Origin of the sequence: Amycolatopsis sp., from assembly GCF_035546795.1 — a bacterium.
Lineage (GTDB): Bacteria > Actinomycetota > Actinomycetes > Mycobacteriales > Pseudonocardiaceae > Amycolatopsis_E.
The window spans coordinates 73,466-98,407 of record NZ_DASZWC010000024.1 but is presented as its reverse complement, the minus strand read 5'-3'; the positions used below and the strand labels follow the sequence as shown (position 1 = coordinate 98,407).

The following is a 24,942-nucleotide window of genomic DNA, read 5'->3' as shown; positions in this document are numbered from 1 at the left end:
ACCGGCATTCCTTCCGGTCCGGCAACTACCTACCGATATCCCATCGTTACCGAACGCTGAACGCGTTGGCAACCGCATTGCGACCGTTTTGGCCACCGCCGCCCCGGATGCTGCTGCCGCATCGGTCTTCGAGGGGAGTCAACATGAGTGGGAAAGCGTGGGTGTCGGTGCCGATCGGCATCGACGCGGGTCGCTGGTCGACCCGCGAGAGCGAGCGAACGGTGCTCGTGGCCGTGCACACCGTGGTATCCGGCCAACGGCTGCTCGACGTGGTGGGCCTCATCGAGTCCGACCCGCGGGTCCAGGTGGTCTTCACCCAGGGCCCGGACGTTTTCGGTGGTGGCGCCGGCGAACTCCTGCGTGCCTCGGGCGCACTGGAAATCCCTTGGCAGCAAGCCGTTCGCGAACGATTCGACCTCGCACTGGCGGCGGCGTACGGCGGCCTGTCACAACTGCACGCGCCGGTCCTGGTCCTGCCGCACGGGGCGGGGCACGGCAAACGGACACCACGCGCGCCCGGCGGGCACCGGGTCGGGCGAAGCGTGTACGGGCTCGGCGCGGAACATCTGGTCGAGTCGGGACGGCTGATTCCGGCGTCGATAGTGCTGTCGCACGAAGCGCAGCTGGAAACCCTGGCCCGGGACTGTCCAGAGGCAACGGAAATCGCACTGGTCGCGGGCGATCCCTGCTACGACCGGCTGCGCGCAAGCCTGGGGTCGCGGGCCGAGTACCGAGAGGCGCTCGGCGTGCCACCGGGACGGCGGCTCGTGTTGCTGACGTCCACCTGGGGTCCGGGTTCACTGTTCGGGCGTCACCACGATCTGCCCGGGAAACTGTTGCGGGAACTGGATCCCCGCCAATACCAGGTCGCCGCGATGATCCACCCCGCGGCCTGGGCCGGGCACGGCCGCCGGCAGCTGAAGGCCTGGCTCGACGAGGAACGCGCGGCCGGGCTGCTGCTGGTCGAACCCGAGCTCGACTGGCGCGCGGTCGTGGTGGCCGCCGACCACGTCATCGGGGACCACGGCTCGACCACCGTCTACGCCGCGTCGGTCGGGAAGCCGGTACTGCACACCGATATCGCCGTCGACGAGCTCGATTCCTCTTCGGCACAGGCGTTTCTGGGCAACACGGCACCCCGGCTGTCGCGGTTCCAGCCGATCGCGCCACAACTGCAGTGGAATGCACCGGATTCGTGGAGCGCGGAGGTGGCGGCGCGGCTCACCTCACGGCCCGGGCAGGCGCACCGCCTGCTGCGCGAGGAGATGTACCGGCTGTTGGGCCTGCCGATGCCCGGACGACATCGCGCGGTCGAACCGGTCGAAGCACTGGCAACGCGGTTCCGCGAAAGGACGGTGACAGGATGATTTTCGTCGCTGGGGTGGTCACCGTGCGGGCGGCCCGCTGTTTCGATTCGTTTCCGGTCCCATTCGTGTCCAGCACGACCCTTCCCGGTGAGATCAGCATCCGGCTCGCCGGCACCGGCTGGACAACGGCGCGGACACTGCAAACCCTCGGCAGCGAGGTCACGTTCGCGACGTATGTCGGGGCCGATCCGATCGGCAGGCTGGCGGTGGACGGCTTGCGGCGGCACGGGTTGTACGGGCCGGCAACGTTGGTCTGCGCGGAGCAGCCGCGCGCGATGGTGCTCTACGACCGGGCCGGCAGCCGGTCCGGCGCGAGCGATCTCCGGACCACCCCGCTGTTGCGGTATCCCGCCGACCGGGTGGCCGTGGACAGTTCCGTTGTGGCCGCCGTGCTGACCAACATCGGCTTCACCCGGCCGCTCATCCCGCTGTGCGTCGACCGCGGCATCCCGTTCGCGACCGACCTGCATCTCTTCGATTCCCTGTCCTACAACAGGGACTGGATGTCCGAAGCACATATTCTGGCCCGCTCGCACGAAACTCTGGACGGCTCGCCGGAAAGCTGGATCCGGGAAACCTGGCGGCAGTTCGGCACCGAGGTTGTCATCGTTGGCTGCGGCGGCGAAGGTTCGGTGATCGGCCGGCGGTCGAACGGCGAGGTCTGGCACGTGCGGCCGTCGACGCCGCGCGGCGTTCGCTTCGTGGGTGGTGCCGGGGACACGATGCTCGCCGCGTTCGTGCACTACTACTTCACGCTCGGGGATGCCGTCGCCGCGGGCCGCCACGCTGTGCTCGCCGCGGGCTGGAAGGTCGGTGGCGGACCGGAGGAGGAAGCCGGTGTGTCCGCGGAACTGTCGGCCCACCACGCACTCCCGGCGGTCATCCGGCTGAGTTAGCGCGCAGCATTTCGGCGAGATCGTCGTGACGCCGGGCCTGGTCGGCATCGCCACGGCGACGCGCCGATTCGGCCAGCGCCCGGTGGGTGCGGCTGCGTTCGTAGTCCGATCCCTGCTCGGCGAAGACCGTCAGGCCGTGTTCGAGCAGGGCTTGGGCTTCGGCGTGTGCGTCACATTCGAGATACGCCCGGCCGAGCGCGACGGCGGCACGCGCCTCGTTGTACGGGTCCGGTTCGTCGAGTGCGGCGAGGAGAGACCTGGCTCTGCCAAGGTGTTCGAGCGCTTCTTGCGCCCGGCCGAGCTCGAGCAGTGTTTCACCGAGGTTGACCAGGACCAGCCCTTCGCCACGCCGTCTGCCCAGTTCTCGCAGGATTTCCGCGGTGCCGGCGAAATCCCGCGCGGCCTCGCCCAGGCGGCCACGCCGGGCATGCAGGAAGCCCCGGGTCTTCAGGGCGCCTGCTTCGTCCCGCCGCGATGGACTGTCCCGTAACAACTTCTCCGTCTGTTCTTCGGCACGATCGAGATGTCCCTGGTCGATGTGGACGCGCGCGAGGCGCTTCCGCATCCGTGTTTCCGCATCGGAATCCTCAGCCGCAACCGCGGCCTGCAGCCCGAGCTCGGTGCTCGCCAGCGTGTCCGCGCGGTGCTTGTGGAGAATCAGCAACGGCTGCAACGCATCGGCGAGCCGGTAGGCGAGCCGCGGCCAGCCACGGTTGATCGCGTCCTTCGCCGCATCGAGCAGGATCGGGCGATGCCGTTCGAGCCAGTCGAGCGCACCGGAATAGGTGTCGAATTCCTCGGGCGGCACGAAGTTCCCGGCGAACTCCTGCGACAGGATCGTCCTGGCCGGCATCACGATCCCGTTCGCCAGCGCGGCCGCGAAGAGGTACCACTGCAACGCACGGTGGACGGTCTCCACCCGGTCTTCCGCCGCTTGTTCCAGCGCATGCACCCGGACCAGGTCGTGGAGGCGGTAGTAGTCCTCGGCGATCTCTTCGGCCAGACTGGCGTCGACCAATGCGTCGAGAGCTCGCTTCGTGTCCCGCGGGTCGCCGTCGATCATCGCCGCGACCACCGGCAATCCGAAGACCGCGCCCGGATGCAGGCCGACCGCACGGTAAACGCGGCGGAGCTCGTCGGACAGACCCGTGTATGCGACGTCCAAAGTGGAGCGTACGGAGAGATCGCCTTCCGCGGAAAGCGCATCCAGGCGGGCACGTTCATCCGCCAGCTCGGAGACAATGCGGGCCAGCGAACGTTTCGGCCGCGCCGCGGCCCTCGCCGCGGCGACACACAACGCGATCGGCAGACCCGCGCAGAACTCGGCGAGCTCCTCCGCGGGCAGGCGCTCGGCTTCGACCCGCCCTTGCCCGATCCGATCACTGAGCAACTCCAGTGCCGCCGGCGCGTCGAGCGGTTCGACGATCACGGTATGCGCGCCGGAAGCGGCCAAACCGACGAGGGAATGGCGCGAGGTGACCACCGTGACGGACCGGGGCGACGCGGGCAGCAGCACCCGGGCCTGCGCGGCGGACACCACGTCGTCAAGGAGGACTGCCAGGGCCTTGCCGGCGGTCAAGGTCCGGTAGAGCGTGGTGCGCTCGGCCAGCTCCTCGGGAACCTGCCGCGGCGGGACGCCCAGCGCGCGGAGAAACCGGCCGAGGATCACTTCCGGGGCCACGGGTTCTCCGGTGGACAGCGAAAGATCCGCATAGAGCTGGCCGTCCGTGAAGCGTTCGACCACGGTGTTCAGCCAGTAGAGCGCGAGGGCAGTCTTGCCGACGCCACCCTGTCCTCTGAGCACGACCACGCCCGACCGGCAGGCATCCAAAGTGGACAGTTCGGCGCCGCGGTTCACGAACCTGTGCGGCGGCGGCGGCAACTGGCGCGGCACCGGCGGCTCCGGGCCGCCCACGTGCACATGCACGTCGCCGTGCACCGCGCCTGCCTGGACAACGGATCCGGTAACCCGCCCGTCGACACGGTTACCCTGATCACTCACTGTTACGCCCCCGTCACAGCCGCTTACCGTACGACAGTACGGAATTTTTTCGCGCCTGTAATGGGACCATTCGGTGCACACGGCACCATCCCCGCGAGAGCGCCGGCCAGCTGCGCGTCGCACTCTTCCGCGCCGGGGTGCGGTTCGAGGCCGTCCCCGGGGTCAGGGGCGATAGCGGTACGGCAGCTCCGTCGGATCCCCTGTCGGGCCGAAGCTCGTCGTCTCTTCGGGGTACTCGTCGAACCAGCCGCGGTCGGACATCGGGATGCCGCGCGGCGGGGTGTCGGCATTCGCATCACCGTCTGCCTGCGACTGCGACTCCCCCGGAGCGGGGGACGTTTGCTGCGGTTGCGACGCCTGGACCTGCGGATCGGGAGCAAGGGATGTTTGCTCCGATCCGGGAGCGGGGAGCGTGCGCTCCAGCGGGGAAGCAGGGAGCGTTCGCTGCGGCTCCGCGGGCGGGGTGGGCGGCTGCAACAGCTCCGGCGTGGGAGGTGTTCGCTGCGGGTCGGGAGCAAGGGGCGTTTGCTCCACCCCCGGAGCAAGGGACGTTTGCTGCGGGTCGAGAGCAGGGGACGTTTGCTCCACCCCCGGAGCAAGGGACGTTTGCTGCGGGTCGGGAGCAAGGGACGTTTGCTGCGATTCCTGCGCCACCGAGGCCTGGCGCCGCGGGGTCTCGGGAAGCGGCGGGACGTCGCCCGTGCGCTCCACCGGCGTCGACCGCCACACCGGGGCCGGCGGGATGATCATCGGCGCGGCGCGGGGGCGGTCCGGCACCGGTTCGGCGGGCGCGGGGCGGGCGGCGCCGCGCGGAGGGATCGGGTCGAGACAGGAGACCAGCACGGTCGTCTGCTCGGGGTCCTCCACCCGGCGGCCGCTGCGCTCGCGGTAGACCATGTCGCCGTCGGAGTCGATCTCGACCAGGTAGCCTGCCTCGGCCAGCTGCTCCTCATCCAGATCGACCAGGTTCTCGTACCGCGACGGGATCACCCGGTACACCGGCCAGGACAGCCCGCGGTGTGTCTGGTGAAACTGCGCCAGCAGGGCGGACATCTGCTGCTGCCACGGCAACGACATCGACTCGGCGAGCGAGCGCGGCACCACCACGTACCCCTCGTCCACCCCGGGCCAGCCGGACTCCAGGTAGTCCGCCAGCGGGGTGCTGGAGGCGGGGCGGGCGGCGGAGCGGGGCGGCGGCGGGGCCGCACCGAACAGGTCCCGCGGATTCCCGGTCTTGCCGCGCTTCCCGAATTTCTTGGCCACAATCAATCCTTCGTGCTTCACACGCCCGGCCGCACGGCCTGCGGCACGAGCTCGTTCTCGTCGAACGACATCGACCGGACGTGCACGGGCACCCCGGTCTGCTGCGCCTCCACCATTTTCCCGTTGCCAAGGTACATCGCGACATGGTGAATGGTGGCGGGGTTAGACGGGTCGGTGGCCCAGAAGAGCAGGTCACCAGGCTGAGCGTCACGCACCGGCAGCATCGCGCCGTCGTGGTACTGATCGCTGGACACCCGATCGAGGGTAATTCCGGCTGCCCCGTAAGCCCGCAGCATCAAACCGGAGCAGTCGTAGGAATCCGGCCCCGTCGCACCCCAGACGTAGGGCTTTCCCTGCTCCCCCAAGGCAAACGCGATCGCCGTCGAAGCCGCCTTGTTGGCGGGCAGCGCCAGCCCCGCGCTCTGTCCACAGCCGACCGCGTCGGTGACCTGACCGACGTTCTCCACCAGATAGGCGGCCATCGGCTCCCACTTGTGGTATCGCTCCGGGAAAGCCGAGCGCTCGACAGCCTGCGCCGAGGACCCCGGCCGCTGCTGATCCCAGCCCGGCACGGAAAGCAGCACGTCGTAAAACTTGTTGATCTCGTAGTTGACGTCCTGCAGCTGGGCTTCGGTGCCCCAGCCCTGGCTGGGGCGCATCTGGAAGACGCCGAGCGAGTCGCGGTCGCCGTGGTCGACGTTCTGCAGCCCCGACTCGGTCATCCCGGCCTGGATCGCGATCTGCCAGGCGCGCGGGGAAAGCCCGCGCTGCTTGCCGATCGCCACGATCTGGGCCACGATGCCGCGCTGCCCGTCGTTCAGGTTCGCGGCCTGCCCCTGCGCGGTCTGGGTCTGCCCCGGCTGGCTCGGCCCGATCGCGGCGTCGCAGCTGACGTTCGCCACCTGCGCCTGCGCCGCCTGCTGGTCGGTGACCACCTTCGCGACCACGCCCGTCGTCATCACAGCCGCGAAGAGCGCGGCCACGATCACCCCGACGATGACCCCGATCCGCATGCTCAGCTCGCCTGGTCGTACTCGGACACCCGCCAGCCGGCGCCGGTACGCGACACCGTGATGCTGAGCTTCGGTCCATCGGTGGGGACGACGACCTGGACGGAACTGGTGAAGGAAGTGGTGACCTGCGGGTCACCGGTGAGCCGGCTTGCCGGGATGTTGCTGGGGTCCACAGTGGACATCTGCGGCAGGAATTCGTCGGTGGTGTAAGGGCGGAGCCCGTCCAGCCACTGCGCGTTGGTGATTCCTGCCGGGTGGTTCACCCACGCCGCCGCCCACTGCTTGGCGACGTTGACCGCGTCCGGGTCCGGTGCCGCCGACGTCGGCTGCGCCAGCGGCGCGGTGAGCCGGGTCGACATCGCCGTCGTCGGCGCGGGGGTTGCGGCGCCCACCTGCGCCGAACTACTTTCCGGCGGCAGGCCCGCCGGGGTCGGGCTGCTGCCCTGACCGGGGCCGAGCACCTGCGGCACCACGATCCCGATCGCGATGATCAGCGCGGCGACCACGATCCCGGTCCCGACGAGGTGGCGCGGGGAGCGCAACGGAAATCCCCACAGGCGGCGGTAGACCGCGGCGCGCCCGCGGTTGGTCCTGATCGGCATCTAGTTCACCTCACCGCACGACTTGGTCTGTGTCGCGCGGTTCGTCGCGCACCTCTATCCCCCGCGAAGGCCGGAACACCACGTGCACCGGTTTGCCACCGACGAGTTCCCGCTCCGCGCGGCGCGGCTGTGGCGCCGCGGGAACCCGTGCCGCCGACACCACGCCGGGCGTGTTGCGCGCCATCCTCGAAGGCACCACAACGGATTCCTGCTCGTCCCAGCCGCGGTCGAACACCGGCGAGGTGTCCACCCGGCGGCTCTGCGGCTGCGGCGGCACCCAACCCGTGTCACCGCGGCGGGTGGTGCCGGGCGGCGCCGAGAAGACGTAGTCGTCCGAACCGCCGCCCGCCGGGGCATACGACGGATACACCCCCGGAGCACCCCCGGACGGCAACGCGCGGCGCCTGCTGCCCGGCAAGGCTCCGCCGGGCGGTGCACCGGACCAGGCCGCAGCGGGCCGCGCGGCCATCGAGCCGGCGCCGTCGAGTCGTTGGGAGTTCGCGAAAATCGTGGCCTCGGGCCGGAACCGGCCACCACCGGCGGTGGCGCCGATCGGGCCGCGGGATTCGAGATCGCTGTCGTCGCCGTCGCGGACGTTCTGCCAGAACTCGTCCTGCGGCGTCGGCCCCTGCTTGCGCCGGAGCCGGGAGAAGATGCCGCCGCTGGGCGCCGGGATCGACGACCCGACCATGCCGACGGACATCTCGACCATCTGCCACAACCGCCGGACCGGCCGCCCGACGAGGAACAGCAGCACCGTCACGAGACCCGCCATGACCATCTGCGTGAGCATCGACAACGAGTTGCCCGCCGCGAAAATCGCCTGCAGCAACAGGGCGTGCACACCCGAGAGGACGGCCAGCACGATCAGGTTGAACCCGACCCCACCGAGCACCTTCGCCACGCGGCGCAGGATGTCGTGGTGCACCAGCGCGACGAGCCCGATCAGCGGTGCGGTGAGCGCGAACAGCCGGATCAGCACCTGCGCCAGCAGGACCGACGCCTTGGCCAGCAACTGGAACAGGGCGTAGACGAGACTTTGCAGCAGGGCAAGGAATCCGGCACCGGTGCGGGAGCCACCCTCACCGGTGAAGTACGGGGTGGCGGTGCCCAGCTGTGTCGAGATGTTCTTGTAGGAACCCTTTTTCGCGTCCACCACGGCCTGGTTCGCGTCGTCGCCGGCGCGGATCTGGTCCCAGGTGAAGGCCTGCGCGTCGAGCAGCGGCCTGCCGTACTGGGTCGCCTGCGCCGCGTCGGGTGCCCCGAATTCGCCGCGCAGCCAGTTGTTGTAGACGACTTGGTTGTGCAGTTCGGTCGGCAGGATTTCGCGCACGACCCGGTTTCCCGAATCGTCGACGAACCCCGCCTGGATATTGGTCGTCGTCTGGACGATCGCCTTGTCGATGGGATCGAAATATCGCAGCATCGCCAGTGAGGACGCCGCCAGCCAGACAGCACCCAGCCCGTAGAGCGCGCGTTTGCTCACCGCGGCCAGATCCCCGCGCCAGATGTTGCGGAACATCATGATCGCGAGCACTAGCGCGGCGAGGCCGAACAGCTGCGCGTAGATGTTGTTGTAGACCTTTTCGGCCCCGGATTTCACGGCGTTGTAGATCGGGTTGAGCAACCCGCCTTCCATCACCGTGTAATGCAGCGAGTTGGTCGCCCCGACGATGTTCTTGGCAACGTTGAACAGTTCGTTGCCCGCCCAGGTGTCGATCGTCGAGTTCGGGCTGTTGAGCCCGGACAGCGGACCGCAGTCGGTCTGGTAGACGTACCAGACCATCCCGGCGTAGCTGTAGTCCAGGTACGCGCTGCCGTTCTCGCCGTGTGTCGCGGGCGGGTCGATCGCGCCCACCATGCCCGCGCCGGGACGCTCGGGCGTCGGCGCCTCCCCGCAAGCGGCCGCCGAGGCGGCTGGGGCGGTGGCCACCGCCTGGAGGCCGAGCAGCAGGCCGACCATCGCGACGGTCGCCCAGCGGCCCGGTCTTTTGCCGCGGAATCCCCCACGGCGGAGGAATCCCCTGAACGCGTGCCACCCCCAAGCGCAGGCCAGCACGGACAGCAGCGTCACGATTGTCATGCGGCGTCCCGGCCGGTGCCGCCCCGTTTGCCGGCGGTCGCGGGCTCACCCGCATCGTCGTCGTCCGGGCCGCCGGGGACCTCTTCGGCGAGCAGTTGTTCCTCGGTCAACCCGACCTCCCGCTCCGCCGCCAGTTCGAGGTCGTCTTCGAGATCGTCGTCCAGCGGGGGCGGGACGGCCACGTGCTGCGACTCCTCCGGCTCGGGCGCCCGGCCCGCGCGGGTGTCGGCGGGCAGCGCGTCCTTCGAGCCCGGGGTGGTGTCCATGACCCGCCGCAGGTGTTCCAGGTGCGGCCCCGAAAAGTCGACCCGGATGCGCTCGACGCCGCCGGCACCGTCGCCGAAGATGAACTGCCGTGGCTCGCGATCCCGTTCCGTGCCCCGTTGCGATCCGGGGCGGCGGCCGAGGGCGGCGACGACCTGCTCATAGCCGACGCCGACCGGCACTTTCAGCAGGCGCAGCGCATCGGCCTGCGCCTCGTCGTCGTCGAGCCGGCCCACGAACACCGAGTCCAGCAATGCCACGAAACCCTGGATCTTCAGGAAGTCCGCCGGGATCTGCGAGGACAGCAGCACCCGGACGTTCCACTTCCGCGAGTCACGGGCGAAGCGGTTCATCAGCACCCGCCCAGTCGGCACCTCGGACAGGAAGAACGCCTCGTCGATCCAGACGCCCTTGCGCAGGTCCTTCGGCTTCTCGTAGACCGACCGCTGGGTCAGCCACGCCGCCAGGTTCAGCATCTCCACGCCGAGCGCTTCGGCGTCTGTCCAGTGCTCGCGGCCGACACCGTCCTTCGGCAGGGTCAGCCCGGCCATCGTGAGCACTGTCAGCCGGTCGTCGCGGGTCTCCGAGTACGGGTCGGCGTCGGTCTCCGGGATCAGCAGCGACATGCGCTCACGCATCTCGTCCAGGAAGTCGGCGACCACGACCGCGTGCTCGTGGTGCTCGCTGGAATCCCGGCGCAGCGCGTCGATCACCTGGCCGGGGTCCGCGTCGTAGCGGCCACCGACGGCGCGGACCGCGCGCAGCAGCACGATCCGGCTCTGCGGCATCCGCGCCACCTCGTACGGCAGGATCCCGGTCAGCACGTCCAGCACCAGCCGCCGCCGGGTGGCACCGGCCAGTGCGCGCTCGCGGCGCCACGCGCGCTCGGGGTTTTCCTCGTCCATGAAGTGTTCGAGCAACGGCTCGGCCACCACGCGATACGGGTTGAGGATCCCGGGTTGTGCATTGAGCAAGTTGATGGGCCGCGCGTACGGACGGATCTCCGGCAGGTCACACAGCCGGGACAACGGGCCGGACGGGTCCAGCAGCGTCCAGTGCGCCCCGGCGCGCAACGTCTTGTAGACGATGCCGCCGCCGAGGAACGACTTGCCGCCACCCAGCCCGGCGACCATCGCGGTCAGCCCCGAACCGTCGCGGATTTCCTGTGCCATCCACGGGTCCCAAGCCACCGGGCGCCGGGTCGCCGTGCACGTCTCGCCGAGCAGGATGCCGCGCCTGTCGCCGACTTCGGCGGTGGCCGTCGGCACCGCCGCGGCGGCCCACACGACCGAACCCCGGCGCATGTAGGCCGAGGACGCCAGCTGCTCGCCCGGGATGAACTCCCTGGCCATCGCGTACTGCGCCTCGGGGTGCTCGATCGCGATCTTCGGCTTGTACAGCTCCAGCAGCTGCTGGGCCAGGCGCAGCGCGTCGCGCTCGGTCGGGCCGGAAACCGCCAGCCGCCACCAGGAACGCACCCTGGTGGCCAGGGCGGTGAACCCCGACGTCATCTCGTCGTCGATCTCGAGCACCCGGGTGGCCTGCCGGGACAGCGACTGCGGCGGCTCCAGCTCGTGCTCGTCGGTGTAGTGCTTGACCTGCGAGCGCACCTTGTTCATCTGGCGCTGCAGCTCGCCGGCGACCTCCTCGGGCCGGCGCACGTAGATCCGCGCGGACCATTCGACCGCGGCGGGCAGCCGGTCGGCGTGCTGCACCCACGGGTCGTCCACCTCGGGGATGTTCAGCCCGTGCATCTGGCCCACCGTCAGCACCGCGAGATGGCGCTTCACCCCGGCGTTGGAGCCGGTGCGGCCGCGCACGGTCAACGTGGGCGCATACGGGTCGGCGTGGAAGTCGGCGGCGTCGGTGAAGCTCGCCAGATCCTCCGGCTCCCAGGCGGCGCCCGGCACGGCGGGCATGCTCCGCGGCGCGGGCAGCCCGAGCGAGCAGGACCGGTGCATCAGCCAGGACATCTCCTCGGCGTGCACCGGGCGGCCCTCCAGCCCGGACGAACCGATCACCTGGTCCAGGTGCTCGACCTCGGAGTCCAGCGCGGTCAGCTCCGCGTCCACGGCCTCGGGCAGGATCTTGCGCAGCAGCGGCGCAGCGCTCTCGACCGCGCGGTCCACCATCCGGCGGGTCTGCACCTGGACCCCGATGTAGACCTCTTTCTCGGCCATCGAACGGCCCATGAGCTGCTGCTGCTCGCCGATCAGGTAGTCGTCGAAAGACAGCGCGCCGGGTGTGTCCGGCGGGCGGCCGACGGCGTTGTGCACGTGCGCCTCGGCCCACATGCGGATCGGGTAAGGCCTGGTGGTGACTCGCAGGTGCAGCCAGCGGCCCTGCAGTTCGGCGTACTGGCCCGCGATGGCCGCGATCAGGTCGCGGCGCTGGGAATCCGACCGGAAGGACCAGCGCTGCGGCGCCAGCCGGTACCAGGCGTAGACCTCGTGCCCGGTGCGCAGCAGATGCCCGTCGATGCTGCGCGCGGCGATCTCTGGGGTGTATGTGGGAATGGCCTGCTCGCCCGGCAGCCGCCGGCCGGCCTGTTTCGGCTTGGCCGGCGCGGCGCGGCCCGGACGCGGTTGCCACTGTTCGGTGGCCCCGCGTGTGCCGCGTTCGGAGTTCTTCCGGCTACCGAACAAGAGTTACCTCCTCGCCGGTGCCGCTGCGCGGCCACGGCGTGCTCGTGACGTACCAGGGCGTTTGTGCTTCGGCCGGGGCCTGGTCGGCTGGACCCGGAGCTTGGTCGCGGTGACGGCTCCGCCGTCGCCCCGCGTGCGTTCACGCGGGGCGTGCAGTTCGCGCAGCCACATCGTGAACACCGCGCCGAGCGGGCGTTCATGACTGATCTTGCGCGTGATGAGCCGGGTGATCAAGATCGTCGCGATGAACGCCCACGCGGTGGAGAAGAAGCCGAAGCCGACACCCAGCTGCCGTTCGACGGTCAGTACCACCAGGAAGACGGCGATACCGACGCCCCAGGCCACGTACCTCGCCCGCCAGGGGAAGGTGGCCTTCGGCGGGCCGAGCCAGACGGCGTCGACCCGGTAGACCTCGTCATCGGTTCGAATCCGCACGCACGTTCTCCCGCGCTACTAACCGGTGAACAAGCCGGCGATCCACTCGCCGACGTTGACGCCGAGGCCGGACACGGCCAGGCCGATGATCGCGAGCGCGATCACGACACCGGCGAGCCGGCGCATGACACCGGCGTTGTCGCCCTTGCCGCCGCCCAGCCAGAGCAGCAGTAATGCGACAGCCAGCAGGACGAGCGGAATCACGTTGTCGAGCATCCATTGCTGGACGCCTCGGGTCTTGATCTCGCCCTGTGCCAGGTGCTGCACAAGCGTCATCATGGTCATCGCGTACTCCCGGGTGCGAGGAGTGTGGTCGGGTGGGTCTCGCCGGGCGGGCCCACGGGGCTGGAGCTTGTCCGGTCCTGGTTGCTAGCTCATCATGGCGTCACTACCGGTGACGGTCAAAGTGCTCTCCGTCGAAAGTAATGCATTCACACCAGGCACAGTATGGCCACTCTCCCTGAACTCGTCGCTCTCCATCATCGTTGGAACGCCGCTCAGGATTAACCCCGTCCACCCGTATTTCGTAGTTCGAGCACCAACTCCCCCGCCGCAGAGCCTTTTGCTCACTCTGGGTTCGTGGGTTCCGCCGCTCGGTACCGGCCGGGTAAGTGTGGCATGACCCGATCGGACGCAAACGGGCTACCCGGCGCTTCCGAAGCGGACGGCCGAGTCGATCACGTCAGCTCGGGAAATCGGTCACACCGCGCATGAGGCGCTTCCCGGGGCGCTCACTGAGCGTGGTTCGCGGCACGGCGGGGGCCGCCGCGCAAGGGAGCATGATCAGGCACGACCAAGCAGCGGCGAAGACCGCGCCGGAACGCCCGCAGCACGTCCGGCACCTACCAAACACGGCGCGCAAGGAGCTTTGATCAGGCACGAGGAGTGGCGAAGACCGCAGCGGGGAACGCGCCCGCGGCGACAGCCGCCCGGCTGAGTGTGCGGCCGAGCTCCTGCAGGCGGTTCGCCTTCTCGGCGCCGAGGGCCAGCACCGGGGCGACGGCGGCCGCGTTGGTCTGGTCTTCGATGCGCTGCCGCAGCTGCGTGCCCTGCTCGGTCAGCGCGCCCGTCCCGTCGAGCACCCCGGCGGCGCGCAGCCGGTCGCTCCCGGCGCCCCATTCCTCGTCGGACCAGCCGCGGGTGGCCTTCGCGGCCGCCGGGACGAAGCCCTTCCCCGTCGCGGTGTGCGTGATCAGCGCGCCGAGGCCGCTGAGCCCGTTGCCGACGAGCGCGGCGATGTGCCCGTCGCCGCGGTACTCGCGCAGCAGTGTGATCGCGAACCACAGCACGAGGTGCGGCTCGACAGGCCACGGCACCTCCGCTGTCGCGGCGTAGAGCGGGCGGCCGTCGGGAGTGCAGGCGCCGGCCGCATCGCGGGCCAGCTCGGCGGCCTCGGCGACTTCGGGGGACTCGATCCGCTCGCCGAGCAGGCGGCGGAGGACGGCGTCGGCCACGTCGAAGCGGACGGAAATCAACCGTTCGGGCGAGACGAGCGTCCACGCGCGCGGGATGTGCTTCGCCACCAGGCTGGGGTTGAAGTTGTAGAAGGTGGCGGCGACGGTCCCGGCGCCGACCGCGCCCATCGGGGCCGACCGGCTCGCGAAGTAGCCCATCCGCCCGGGGCGCAGCCCGGCCGCGGTGAAGCGCTCGTCGGCTTCCGGAGCGAAGTAGATCGCCGAGTGCAGTGGGTCGAGGACCCGGTGACAGCGGTACGCGAGCGTGCGGGCTTCTTCGATCTCCACAGCCCGGTACTTTGCCACGAAGTACCGGTGTTGTGGAGGCGGACGAGTCGGCGTGTAAGCCGGATCCTGTACCGCGGCGCGAAACCGCGGCGGCGGCCATCCATCTAGGCCTGCCGTTGCCGGCAGGCTCGAGCGGCCTACCCGCAGGCATCGGGCGGGCAGCCCTCGAACGCCTGCGCAGGCACCTGCCGGTGCCCTCTTGGCCTTGCTCCGGGTGGGGTTTACCTAGCCACCCCGGTCGCCCGGGATGCTGGTGGTCTCTTACACCACCGTTTCACCCTTACCCCGGCCTCGCGGCCGGGGCGGTCTGTTTTCTGTGGCACTGTCCCGCGGGTCGCCCCGGGTTGCCGTTAGCAACCACCCTGCCCTGCGGAGTCCGGACTTTCCTCGAGGGAGTGACCCTCGCGGCCGCCCGGCCGACTCGTCCGCGGACCCAGCGTAACCGTTTCTCATCGCGTGGACGCCGTTGCCCCTCCACACCACCTTGAGCACGCTTGGCGACCATGACGTTTTCCCACCGAACCGATTTGCACGAACCATTGAAATTCGCCTATTGGGTGCCGAACGTGAGTGGCGGACTCGTCACCAGTGACATCGAACAGCGCACCGACTGGGGCTACGAATACAACCGCGATCTCGCGGTGCTCGCCGAGAACAACGGATTCGAATACGCGCTCACGCAAGTGCGCTACACCGCCAGTTACGGCGCGGCCTATCAGCACGAATCCACCGGATTCAGCCTCGCGTTGTTGCTGGCGACGCAACGGCTGAAGGTGATCGCCGCGATTCATCCCGGGCTGTGGCATCCGGGCGTGCTCGCGAAGTTCGTGGCGAGCGCGGACGTGATCTCCGGCGGGCGCGCGGCGGTGAACGTGGTCAGCGGCTGGTTCAAGGACGAGTTCACCGGGCTCGGCGAGCCGTGGCTGGAGCACGACGAGCGCTACCGCCGCTCCGAGGAGTTCATCCGCGTGCTCAAGGAACTGTGGACCAACGACAACGCCGAGTTCAACGGGGATTTCTACCGGATCCACGACTTCGACATCAAACCCAAGCCGCTGGCGAGCGAGGGCCGCCCGCACCCGGAAGTCTTCCAGGGCGGCAACTCCACCGCCGCGCGCAAGCTGGCCGGCCGGGTTTCGGACTGGTACTTCAGCAACGGCAAGGACTTCGACGGGTTCAGCGAGCAGGTGACCGACGTCCGTGGCTACGCCGCGGAGAACAACCACGCGGTCCGATTCGGACTGAACGGGTTCGTGATCGCGCGGGAGACCGAGGCCGAAGCGCGCGACACGCTGCGCGAGATCGTGGCGAAGGCCAACAAGGAGGCGGTGGAAGGCTTCCGGTCCGCCGTGCAGCAGGCCGGCAGTTCCACTTCGGACAAGAAGGGCATGTGGGCGGATTCGGAGTTCGCCGACCTTGTCCAGTACAACGACGGGTTCCGCACCCAGCTCATCGGCACGCCGGAGCAGATCGCCCGGCGCGCGATCGAGTACAAGCGGCGCGGCGCGAACCTGCTGCTGCTCGGTTTCCTGCACTACCACGAGGAAGTCGAGTACTTCGGCAAGCACGTGCTGCCGATCATCCGGGAACTGGAAAAGGACATCGACCGTAGCGCCGCAACGCCCGAGCCGGTAGGGAGCCGAGCATGACCGACTGGATCGAACGCGCCCGCGAGGTGGCGGCGAAGCTCGCCGTCGACGCCGTCGAGCGCGACCACGAAGGCAAGACCCCGTACCAGGAAGTCCAGCTGCTCAAGGACAACGGACTGGTCACCCTGATCGGCCCCGCCGAGCACGGCGGTGGCGGGCAGACCTGGGAAACCGCCTACCGGGTCATCCGCGAGATCGCGAAGGCCGACGGGTCGATCGGGCAGCTGCTGGGCTACCACTACCTGTGGGCGTGGGCGGCGCGGCTGGTCGCGACCGACGCGCAGGTGGCCGCGGTCGAGGAACTGTACACGCGCAACAATTTCTTCTTCGGTGGCGCGGTTAACCCGCGTGACTCCGACCTGCGGATCACCGAGGACGGCGACTCGATCGTCTACAACGGACACAAGTCGTTCTCCACCGGCAGCAAGGTCTCCGACCTGACCGTGCTGGAGGGCGTGCTCGAAGGCACCGAAGACCACATTTTCGCGATCGTCCCGTCGAAACAGGAAGGAATAACCTTCCACGACGACTGGGACAACATCGGCCAGCGGCTCACCGAATCCGGCAGCGTGACGATCGAGAACGTGCGGGTGCCCTGGACCGACGCCGCCGGATACGTGGACCGGAAATTCCAGCCGCTCGTCTACAACACGCTGAACGTGCCCGCGATCCAGCTGGTGTTCACCAATTTCTACCTCGGCATCGCACAGGGCGCTCTGGAAACAGCGCTGGCGTATACCAAGGACCGGACCCGCGCCTGGCCCTACGGCGGGGACGACAAGCAGGCGGCGAGCGAGGAGTGGTACATCCTCGACGGCTACGGCGATCTGCAGGCGAAGCTGTGGGCGGCGGAGGCGCTGACGGACAAGGCGGGTGCGGCGATCTCGAACGTGCTGCACGCGCCGCGCGAGCAGCTCACACCGGAAGCGCGGGGCGAGGTGGCGGTGCTGATCGCCGCGGCAAAGCAGCGCACCATCGACACCGGCCTGGAGATCGGCACCCGGATCTTCGAGCTGACCGGGGCCAGGGCGAGCGCGTCGAAGTACGGTTTGGACCGGTTCTGGCGCAACCTGCGGACCCACTCGCTGCACGACCCGTTGCCGTACAAGCGCCGCGAGGTCGGCGAGTACGCATTGCTCGGCGAGTACCCCGTCCCCACCTGGTACACCTGATCGCTGCCCGGCGCCGCGCCCGCGATTACTAGTCCGACCGGAAGTAGGCGGACACCAACCGCAGCGGACTTGCTCGTAGAAACCCATTTCCGCCGCGGCTGCAGTCGGACTAGTAACGATCGGCACAGTATTGTTGCGCCGTGGGTGCGGCGGCGGGGAGTCTGGTGTTGCTGGCCGCCGTTCTGGCGTTCGCGGTGGCCAGGCCGCGTGGCCTGCCGGAGGCGACTCTTGCGATCCCGGCCGCCGGGATCGTCCTGCTGCTGGGCTGGGTTTCACCCGAGGACGCCAAACACCAGACCCTGCAGATCCTGCCGACGCTGGGTTTCCTCGCGGCGATCCTGCTGCTGGCGCACCTCGCCGACAACGACGGGGTGTTCTCCTGGCTCGGCGCGCGGCTCGCGCGGGCCAGCCGGGGCAGCCCACGGCGCCTGCTCGTGCTCACGTTCGCCGCGGCTGCCGGGACGACGGCCGTACTCAGTCTGGACGCGACGGTGGTGCTGCTGACCCCGGTGGTGCTCGCGACGGCCAACCGGTTACGAGTCCGGGCCCGGCCGCACGTCTACGCCTGCGCGCATCTGTCCAATTCGGCCTCGACGCTGCTGCCGGTGTCGAACTTGACGAACCTGCTCGCGTTTTCCGTGTCCGGGTTGAGTTTCCTGCGGTTCACCGAGCTGATGCTGTTGCCCTGGCTGGTTTCGGTGCTCATCGAGCTCGCCGTGTTCCTCCGGTTCTTCGCCAGGGACCTGGACGGCACCGCCGAGCCGGACGGCGAAATCCCGCCGGCCCCGGTGTTCGCGCTCGTGGTGCTCGGTGTGACGCTGGCCGGGTTCGGGGTGGCGCCGCTGTTCGGCGTGGAGCCGGTGTGGGTGGCCGCGCTGGCGGCCGCGGTGCTCGCGGCCCGCGCGCTCTCAGCGCGACGAGTGCGGGTGCGCACGCTCGTCGAGGAAGCCAATCCGCTGCTCTGCCTGTTCGTGCTCGGCCTGGCCATCGTGGTCGAGGCCGTCTCGCAGCATCTGCTCGGCGATCCGTTGCGCGCACTGCTGCCGGACACCGTGGGCCTGCCGGAACTGTTGCTGACCGCGCTGGTCGCGGCCGTGCTCGCGAACCTGCTCAACAACCTGCCCGCGACCTTGCTGCTGCTGTCGGTGCTCGGGCCACAGCCGGCGCCGGGCATCCTGCTGGCCGTGCTGCTGGGGGTGAACCTCGGGCCGAACGCGACCTACCTCGGCTCGCTGGCGACTCTGCTGTGGCGGCGGGTGCTGAGCGGTGCCGGACTCAACCCGAAATGGCGGGACTTCCTGCGCCTCGGCCTGCTCACCGTACCGACGACGCTGGGCGCGTCGGTGGTCGCACTGTGGCTGGTGCTCTAGCCGAGATGTCCGGTGTCGTTGACCAGGCGCACTGACGCGTTGCCGTCGGGGTACAACTCGGCGATCGACAGGGACGCCAGATCCAGGTGCAGCCGGAACAACAGCGAAGGGCCTGCGTCCAGGGCGATCCGCAGCAGCGTCTTGATCGGCGTGACGTGGCTGACCACCACGATCGTCTGCCCCGCGTACTGCTCGACCAGCTCGTCGCGCGCCTTGAGCACCCGCTTGTACGTCGCGTCGAAGCTTTCCCCGCCCGGCGGGCGCACCGACGGATCACCGAGCCACTTCGAGTGCAGCTCGGGGTCACGCTCGGCGGCCTCCTTGAAAGTGAGGCCCTCCCACTCGCCGAAATCGGTCTCCAGCAAGCCCTGGTGCGTCTCGACCCGGCCGCCGATGGCGTCCGCGACCGCCTGCGCCGTCTGCTTCGCGCGCATCAGCGGGGAGGCGACGACGGCCGCGCCGTCACGCAGGAGATCCATCCCCGCCAGGCGTTTCGCGGCGGCCGCTGCCTGCTGGCGGCCCAGGTCGGTGAGCGGCACGTCACCACGGCCCGAGTACCGCCTGTCGATCGACATCGCCGTCTGGCCGTGGCGCAGCAGCAACATCCGGGTGGGGTTGCCGCGGGCACCCGTCCAGCGCGCCGGCGAACTGGTGGGCGCCGCCGCCGGCTTGCCGGCCTGCGCGTCCATCGCCTCGTTGGCCAGCCTGTCCGCGTGGGAGTTCTGCGCCCGCGGGATCCACTCGTAGCTCACGTGCTCGAACCGCCCGGCCAGCTCGCGTGCCTGCTCGGCCAGCGCCTGCAGGCCCGCGTGCTTGATCTTCCACCGGCCGGACATCTGCTCGACGACCAGTTTCGAGTCCATCCGAACGTCCACTGTGGACGCTCCGAGCTCGGCCGCGGCGGCGAGCCCGGCGATCAGGCCCGAGTACTCGGCGACGTTGTTGCTGACGACACCGAGCCCCTCGGACCGCTCGGCGAGCACCGCACCGGACTGGTCCTTCACCACGGCGCCGTACCCGGCCGGGCCGGGATTGCCGCGCGAACCACCGTCCGCCTCGACGATCACCTTCACAGGCCGGACTCCAGCGTGCGCACCAGGATCGCCCCGCAGTTGTCGCACTGCACGACCTCGTCCTCGGCGGCGGACTTGATCTCCGACACCGTGTTGCGGTCCAGCTCCAGCTGGCAGGCGCCACACCGGCGGGCCCGCAGCAGCGCCGCCCCGATGCCCTTGTGCGCGCGGACCCGTTCGTAGAGGGCGAGCAGGTTCTCCGGGAAACGCGGCAGCAGCTTGGCCCTGTCCTCGTCGCGGCGTGCCTGCGTGGTGTCGAGGTCGGCGATGTTCTCGTCGCGGCGGTGCGAGGCGTCGGCCAGCTCCTGCTCGGCCTTGTCCACCTCGGCGCCGGTGCGCTGCCCGTCCAGCTCCAGCGCCTCCCGCCGCTCCATCAGCTCCAGCAGGTCGTCCTCCAGCGCCGACTGGCGCCGGGCCAGGGTTTCCAGCTCGTGCTGGACGTCGTTCATCTGCTTGGACGAAACGGAGCCGGACTCGAGGATCTTGCGGTCGCGGTCCTCGCGGGCGCGGACGGACTCGATCTCCTTCTCCTGCCGGGCGATCTCCCGGTCCAGATCCGAAACCGCGGTCTGGGTGGTGACCAGCGCGTCCCGCTTCTCGCGGACGGTGCGCTCGGCGGTCTCGATCTCGGCGAGCTCGGGCAGCGTGCGGCGGCGGTACGCGACCCGGTTCAGCTCGGCGTCCACCTTCGCGAGGTCGAGCAGCTGACGCTGGACGGCGGGGTCTGCCTTCACTGGGTGTGCTCCCTCGATGATCGGATGGTCCACGGGTCGGTGCGCCTGGTGGACACGTAAGTCTCGACGTTACCCGCAAAGGCGTCCCGGAGAACCCCCGAGGCCTGCTCGCACCACGGCCATTCGCTGGCCCAGTGCGTGACCCCGACGAGCGCCGGACCGCCGGCCTCGACGTGCTCCCCGGCCGGGTGGTGGCGCAGGTCCGCCGTGACGTACGCGTCGACCCCGGCCTCGGCGGCCACGCCGAGATAGCTGTCCCCGGCCCCGCCGGACACCGCGACTGTCCTAATCGGACGGTCCGGGTCGCCGGCGCCGAACACGCCGGGCTCGGTGGCGGGCAGCGCGTCGGCGACCCGCTGCACGAAGGCGGAGAACGGCTCGGCAGCGGGCAGTTCACCGATCCGGCCGATGCCGGTGCGCCCGTCCTGGCCAGGGTTGAGCGGTCCGGTGACGCGCAGGCCGATCGCCTCGGCCAGCGCGTCGGACACCCCGGGGCTGGCCGAATCGGCGTTGGTGTGCGCGCAGTAGAGGGCGGCCCCGGCACGGATGAGCCGGTGCACCAGGCGCCCCTTGGTGGTGTCCGCCGGCACGCCGTGCACCCCGCGCAGCAGCAGCGGATGGTGCGCGACGATCAGCTGCGCGCCGATTTCGATGGCCTCGTCGATGGTCGCGGCCACCGGGTCGACGCAGCACAGCACGCGGCCGACGGGTTCGTCCGGGTCGCCGCAGACCAGTCCCACGGCGTCCCAGCTCTCCGCGAGTCCGGGTGGATAGGCGGTCTCCAGTGCGGTGATGACCTCGGCGAGAGCGGGCATACCCGGATCTTCGCATCAGGCAGACTGGCGGACGTGACCGAGCCTGTTCCCCATGTCTGCTTCGTCTGCTCCGGCAACATCTGCCGGTCCCCGATGGCCGCACTGGTGTTCCGCGAGCACCTGCGCCGCGCCGGCCTCGCCGACCGGGTGCGGGTGACCAGCGCCGGCATCGGGCCTTGGCACGTCGGGGAACCCGCCGACCCACGCGCGAGGGAGACCCTCACCGCGCACGGGTACGGCGGGCCGCACACCGCCGCGCAGGTGGACGACGACCATCTGTCCGCGGACCTGCTGCTGGCCGCCGACAAGAGCCATCTGCGTAGCCTGCGGCAGCAGATCGACGATCCGGAGCGGGTGAAACTGCTGCGGGAATTCGACCCGTCGGCCCCGCCGGGCGCCGAGGTGCCGGACCCGTACTACGGCGGCGACGAGGGTTTCGAGGACGTGCTGGCGATGATCGAGCGCGCGATGCCGGGGTTGCTCGACCGGGTCCGGGAGGAACTGGGCACACTGCACGAATGAACGCGCGCGAAGCCGTTGAAAGACTGCACCGCGGGCCGGTCACTGGGGTACGACAGGGCGGCGGGTCGATCTTCCTTGTCACGCTGGACGACGGCGAATGCGTCGTCGCGAAGCGGGGGGTCGGCGAAGGAGCGTCCGCCGCCGAGGCCGCGGGCCTGCGCTGGTTGGGCGAGTCCGGTGACGTGCCGGTGCCCGCGGTCTACGGGCAGGACGAAGCCTGGCTGGTCATGCAGTACGTCCCGGCAGGCCCGCCGACAGCGGAAGCCGCCGAGCGGTTCGGTCACGGCCTGGCGAAGCTGCACCTGCGCGGTGCGCCGGCGTTCGGCAGCCCGCCGCCCGGCGGCCCGGCCGACGCGTGGATGGGCGTGGCGCCGATGCGCAACGACCCGTATCCGGATTGGCCCGGGTTCTACGCGGAGCGGCGGATTCTGCCGTATGTCCGGATGTGCGTGGACCAGCAGCTGATGTCCGCCGGGGACGCCGCCGTGTTCGAGCAGTTGTGCGACCGGCTGCCGGAGGTCGCCGGGCCCGCGGAGCCACCGGCCCGGCTGCACGGTGACGCGTGGAGCGGGAACGTGCACTGGGCCGCCGACGGAGACGTATGGCTGATCGACCCGGCCGCGCACGGCGGGCATCGCGAAGCCGACCTGGCCATGTTGCAGCTGTTCGGCACGTCACTGCTGGAAACGATCCTCGGCGCCTACGCCGAAAGCGCCGCCGGCGAGGGCTTGCCATTGGCCGGGGATTGGCGCTCCCGAACCCCGCTGCACCAGCTGTTTCCCCTGCTCATGCACGCCGCGGTGTTCGGTGGCGGCTATGTGAAGCAGGCGTTGAGCGCGGCCCGGGCAACGCTCGCCTGACCCGGCCGGGCTACCGTGGATACGTGCGGTGGAAGTTCTTGCTCCGGCCCAGCTGGCTCTTCTTGGTAGTCGGCGTGCTGGTTTTCGCTTTCGCCTGTTTTTATCTTCTCTCGCCGTGGCAGTTCAGCCGCAACTCCGAACGTGAGGCGCAGAACAGCGCGGTCCAGTCGTCGCTCACCGCCGATCCGCGCCCGCTGAGCAGCGTGCTCGCGCCCGGGGTGGCGCCGGACGCGAAGACGGAGTGGACCCGCGTCACCATCACCGGCACGTACTTGCCGCAGGACGAGGTGGTCGCGCGGCTGCGCACGGTGCAGGGCGAGCCGGCGTTCGAGGTCCTGACGCCGATGCGCACCACAGACGGCCAGGTCGTGCTGATCGACCGCGGCTACGAGAAGCCTGCCGACCACGGCGCGGTGCCGCCGTACGCCGCGCCGCCCGCCGGGACGGTCACCGTGATCGCGAGGATCCGGCAGGACGAGACGGACCCGAAGAACCGGGACGCGTTCGCCGACGCGTCCACCGCGGGCAAGCTCCAGGCCTACGACGTGGATTCCCGCGTGGTGGCCAAGTCGAGTGGTCTGGACATCCGGCCCGGCTACTACCAGCTCGACCAGAACCAGCCGGGGACACTCAACGCGTTGCCGCTGCCGCAGCTGGATTCCGGGCCGTTCTTCTCCTACGCCCTGCAGTGGATCGCCTTCGGCGTGATGGCCATCGGCGGGTTGTTGTACTTCACCATCCGGGAGCTCAAACCGGGGGGCGTGCTGGCCGAAATGGGCGACCGCGCCAAGGAAAAGCGCGCGCGCAGACGCAAGTCCGTCGCGCAGATCCTGGCCGAGGACGAGGCTGACGAGAGCGCCGAAGAGCCGTCAGAAGAGCCAGCACAGCGGAGCTGAGCGCGGTCAGCCAGCCGACCACGCGGGACAGTTCGACCGCACGTGTCACGTGCCCGGCATCCGGGTTGCGGCCGTCGCCGAGTACCGGTCGTTCCTCCACGCCGTGCGGGTACACGGTGCGCCCGCCGAGCCGGATTTCCAGCGCCCCGGCGAAAGCGGCCTCGATGCGCCCGGCGTTCGGGCTCGGGTGGGCCACGGTGTCCCGCCGCCACGCACGCCACGCGCCACCGGCCGAACCGCCGACAACCGGAGCACTGGCGACGGTGAGCGCCGACGCGAGCCGGGTCGGGACGAGGTTGACCAGATCGGCCAGTTTGGACGGATACCACCCGAGCGCCCGGGAGCCGATCAGGCCCGGCAGGCCGGCGACGGCACCCCAGAACATGGGCCCGACCACGGTGGCGGCGGTGTGCTCGGCAACGGTTTCCACCGCCGCGCGGGACAGGCCGATCACCTTGAGTTCCTCGGTGCTGCGGGAGTCGAGCCCGGCCAGGGTGCGGCGGGCGTCGTTCAGCTCGCCTTCCTCCAGGTCCCGCGCCAGCGCCGTGCCATCCGCGGCGATGCGCGCGCCGCCGAGCACGGCCCAGGTGGCGACGGCGGTGCCGAGCGCCTGCGTGACCGGGCTTCGCCTGCTCACGCGCTCCACCAGCACACTGCCGGCGAACAGACCGCCTGCCAACGCGGCATTCTTGCGGTCGAAGGGCTTGGGTGTTCCGATCACTCCGTCTGCGGCCGCCCCCAGCAGCAGTCCGATCGCCCGCGCCGCACTCACCCCGTGGCTCCCCATAGTTCGACGATCTACCGGCGCGAGGCTACTCGAACTGCTCGGCGACCTCGTCGCGCGCCTGGACCATGATGTCGCGCATCGCTCGCTCGGCCGTGTCGGCGTCGCCGGTGTCGATCGCCGACGCGACGGCCACGTGCAGGGCGACCGCCTCGGGCTGTGGTTCGGCCGGCATCAAGCCGTGTTCGGTGCGGCCGGTCAGCACCTCGGCGACGACCTCGGACAACTGGCGGAACATCGGGTTGCCGGACGCGCCGAGCACCACGTGATGGAAGGCGATGTCGTGGTCGAGGAAGGTTTCCAGGTCCTTGTCCTTCGCCGTGGTGCGCAATCTGGTAGCCAGCGCGCGCAGCTTGCCACGCTCCTCCGGGGTGGCGCGTAGCGCGGCGAAGCGAGCCGCGCTGGGTTCGACGGCCCAGCGCAGTTCCATCAGCATTCGCAGCGCGGCCGCCCGGTGATCGCCGTCGAGCTGCCAGCGGATCAGCTGCGGGTCGTAGTGGTTCCACTCGCCCGCGTCCCGCACCGTGATACCGACACGGCGCTTGCTGCTCGTCAGGCGCATGACCTCGAGCGCCCGGACGACTTCGCGGGCGACGGTGCGCGATGCGCCGTAAGTCTCCTGCAACTCCTCCAGGCGCAGTACCGTGCCCGGGGCGATCCGGCCGCACGCGATCTCGGTACCCAGCTCGTCCAGCATCTTCGCGTGCATCCCGTCGGCCACGGGGCGACGATATACGACTGTTTCGATTAAGTAG

At 69.8% G+C, this 24,942-nt stretch carries 21 protein-coding genes, 1 other RNA gene and 1 pseudogene; 8 read left to right on the top strand and 15 right to left on the bottom strand.

Annotated features, from left to right (window positions below; translation table 11 throughout):
• Window positions 1-143: 143 nt before the first annotated feature.
• Window positions 144-1,367, top strand: coding sequence for a hypothetical protein (locus tag VHD82_RS16190; RefSeq protein ID WP_325703636.1), 1,224 nt, complete (start codon window positions 144-146; stop codon window positions 1,365-1,367).
• Between the two features lie 65 nt (window positions 1,368-1,432).
• Window positions 1,433-2,263 (top strand): carbohydrate kinase family protein, encoded by an 831-nt coding sequence (locus tag VHD82_RS16185; protein ID WP_325703633.1) that lies wholly within the window; start codon window positions 1,433-1,435, stop codon window positions 2,261-2,263.
• On the opposite strand, the gene VHD82_RS16180 is transcribed toward VHD82_RS16185, so the two are convergent.
• The 10 genes from VHD82_RS16180 to rnpB all read right to left on the bottom strand — a co-directional run bounded on the left by VHD82_RS16180 (window position 2,247) and on the right by rnpB (window position 14,736).
• Window positions 2,247-4,265, bottom strand: coding sequence for an NB-ARC domain-containing protein (locus VHD82_RS16180; protein ID WP_325703630.1), 2,019 nt, complete (start codon window positions 4,263-4,265; stop codon window positions 2,247-2,249). The two genes, VHD82_RS16185 and VHD82_RS16180, sit on opposite strands and share 17 nt — an antisense overlap.
• Window positions 4,266-4,427: 162 nt before the next feature.
• Complete coding sequence (locus VHD82_RS16175) at window positions 4,428-5,528, bottom strand: hypothetical protein (RefSeq protein ID WP_325703627.1); 1,101 nt, start codon at window positions 5,526-5,528, stop codon at window positions 4,428-4,430.
• Between the two features lie 17 nt (window positions 5,529-5,545).
• Window positions 5,546-6,541 carry a C40 family peptidase gene (locus tag VHD82_RS16170; RefSeq protein ID WP_325703624.1) on the bottom strand — a complete coding sequence of 332 codons (996 nt, stop codon included), beginning with the start codon at window positions 6,539-6,541 and terminating at the stop codon, window positions 5,546-5,548.
• A gap of 2 nt (window positions 6,542-6,543) precedes the next feature.
• Window positions 6,544-7,143, bottom strand: coding sequence for a hypothetical protein (locus VHD82_RS16165; RefSeq protein WP_325703621.1), 600 nt, complete (start codon window positions 7,141-7,143; stop codon window positions 6,544-6,546).
• A 10-nt stretch (window positions 7,144-7,153) separates the two neighbouring features.
• The gene (locus VHD82_RS16160; protein ID WP_325703618.1) at window positions 7,154-9,226 is read right to left on the bottom strand and encodes a magnesium transporter; all 2,073 of its coding nucleotides are present in this window, start codon (window positions 9,224-9,226) and stop codon (window positions 7,154-7,156) included.
• On the bottom strand, window positions 9,223-12,135 hold the full coding sequence (locus tag VHD82_RS16155; RefSeq protein WP_414637523.1) for an ATP-binding protein: 2,913 nt from the start codon (window positions 12,133-12,135) through the stop codon (window positions 9,223-9,225). The genes VHD82_RS16160 and VHD82_RS16155 overlap by 4 nt, the downstream gene beginning before the upstream one ends.
• 3 nt (window positions 12,136-12,138) lie before the next feature.
• Window positions 12,139-12,570, bottom strand: coding sequence for a hypothetical protein (locus VHD82_RS16150; RefSeq protein WP_325703614.1), 432 nt, complete (start codon window positions 12,568-12,570; stop codon window positions 12,139-12,141).
• 18 nt (window positions 12,571-12,588) lie between these two features.
• A complete protein-coding gene (locus tag VHD82_RS16145; protein WP_144643150.1) occupies window positions 12,589-12,855 on the bottom strand; it encodes a hypothetical protein in 267 nt (88 codons plus the stop codon).
• 587 nt (window positions 12,856-13,442) lie between these two features.
• The gene (locus VHD82_RS16140) at window positions 13,443-14,312 is read right to left on the bottom strand and encodes an SCO6745 family protein (RefSeq protein ID WP_325703611.1); all 870 of its coding nucleotides are present in this window, start codon (window positions 14,310-14,312) and stop codon (window positions 13,443-13,445) included.
• Between the two features lie 39 nt (window positions 14,313-14,351).
• Window positions 14,352-14,736, bottom strand: an RNA gene (gene rnpB / locus VHD82_RS16135) — RNase P RNA component class A.
• A gap of 79 nt (window positions 14,737-14,815) precedes the next feature.
• Between rnpB and sfnG the strand changes: the two genes are divergently transcribed.
• The 3 genes from sfnG (at window position 14,816) to VHD82_RS16120 (ending at window position 18,503) form a co-directional block, all read left to right on the top strand.
• On the top strand, window positions 14,816-15,961 hold the full coding sequence (gene sfnG / locus VHD82_RS16130; RefSeq protein WP_325703608.1) for a dimethylsulfone monooxygenase SfnG: 1,146 nt from the start codon (window positions 14,816-14,818) through the stop codon (window positions 15,959-15,961).
• Window positions 15,958-17,133 carry an acyl-CoA dehydrogenase family protein gene (locus tag VHD82_RS16125; protein WP_325703605.1) on the top strand — a complete coding sequence of 392 codons (1,176 nt, stop codon included), beginning with the start codon at window positions 15,958-15,960 and terminating at the stop codon, window positions 17,131-17,133. The genes sfnG and VHD82_RS16125 overlap by 4 nt, the downstream gene beginning before the upstream one ends.
• A 140-nt stretch (window positions 17,134-17,273) precedes the next feature.
• Window positions 17,274-18,503, top strand: coding sequence for an ArsB/NhaD family transporter (locus VHD82_RS16120; protein ID WP_325703602.1), 1,230 nt, complete (start codon window positions 17,274-17,276; stop codon window positions 18,501-18,503).
• Here VHD82_RS16120 and VHD82_RS16115 read toward each other — a convergent pair.
• From VHD82_RS16115 to VHD82_RS16105, 3 genes are read right to left on the bottom strand one after another with little or no spacing between them, the layout of a single operon-like run.
• Entirely contained in the window at window positions 18,500-19,570 is a 1,071-nt protein-coding gene (locus VHD82_RS16115) for a bifunctional RNase H/acid phosphatase (protein ID WP_325703748.1), read from the bottom strand. The genes VHD82_RS16120 and VHD82_RS16115 overlap by 4 nt on opposite strands.
• 2 nt (window positions 19,571-19,572) lie before the next feature.
• Window positions 19,573-20,310 carry a zinc ribbon domain-containing protein gene (locus VHD82_RS16110; protein ID WP_325703599.1) on the bottom strand — a complete coding sequence of 246 codons (738 nt, stop codon included), beginning with the start codon at window positions 20,308-20,310 and terminating at the stop codon, window positions 19,573-19,575.
• Window positions 20,307-21,125: a Nif3-like dinuclear metal center hexameric protein gene (locus tag VHD82_RS16105; RefSeq protein WP_325703596.1), complete on the bottom strand. Its 819-nt coding sequence runs from the start codon at window positions 21,123-21,125 to the stop codon at window positions 20,307-20,309. The genes VHD82_RS16110 and VHD82_RS16105 overlap by 4 nt, the downstream gene beginning before the upstream one ends.
• 93 nt (window positions 21,126-21,218) lie before the next feature.
• Here VHD82_RS16105 and VHD82_RS16100 point away from each other — a divergent pair, with 93 nt between their 5' ends.
• From VHD82_RS16100 to VHD82_RS16090, 3 genes are read left to right on the top strand one after another with little or no spacing between them, the layout of a single operon-like run.
• Window positions 21,219-21,647, top strand: a complete 429-nt coding sequence (locus tag VHD82_RS16100) for a low molecular weight protein-tyrosine-phosphatase (protein ID WP_414637526.1) — start codon at window positions 21,219-21,221, stop codon at window positions 21,645-21,647.
• Window positions 21,644-22,507, top strand: coding sequence for a fructosamine kinase family protein (locus VHD82_RS16095; RefSeq protein WP_325703591.1), 864 nt, complete (start codon window positions 21,644-21,646; stop codon window positions 22,505-22,507). Before VHD82_RS16100 ends, VHD82_RS16095 begins: the two co-directional genes overlap by 4 nt.
• A 23-nt stretch (window positions 22,508-22,530) precedes the next feature.
• A complete protein-coding gene (locus VHD82_RS16090; RefSeq protein WP_325703588.1) occupies window positions 22,531-23,403 on the top strand; it encodes an SURF1 family protein in 873 nt (290 codons plus the stop codon).
• On the opposite strand, the pseudogene VHD82_RS16085 reads toward VHD82_RS16090, so the two are convergent.
• A pseudogene (locus VHD82_RS16085) lies at window positions 23,354-24,175 on the bottom strand (cobalamin biosynthesis protein CobD/CbiB); the annotation flags it as partial. The gene VHD82_RS16090 and the pseudogene VHD82_RS16085 overlap by 50 nt on opposite strands.
• A 40-nt stretch (window positions 24,176-24,215) precedes the next feature.
• Window positions 24,216-24,884 carry a FadR/GntR family transcriptional regulator gene (locus tag VHD82_RS16080; protein ID WP_325703746.1) on the bottom strand — a complete coding sequence of 223 codons (669 nt, stop codon included), beginning with the start codon at window positions 24,882-24,884 and terminating at the stop codon, window positions 24,216-24,218.
• Window positions 24,885-24,942 lie beyond the last annotated feature (58 nt).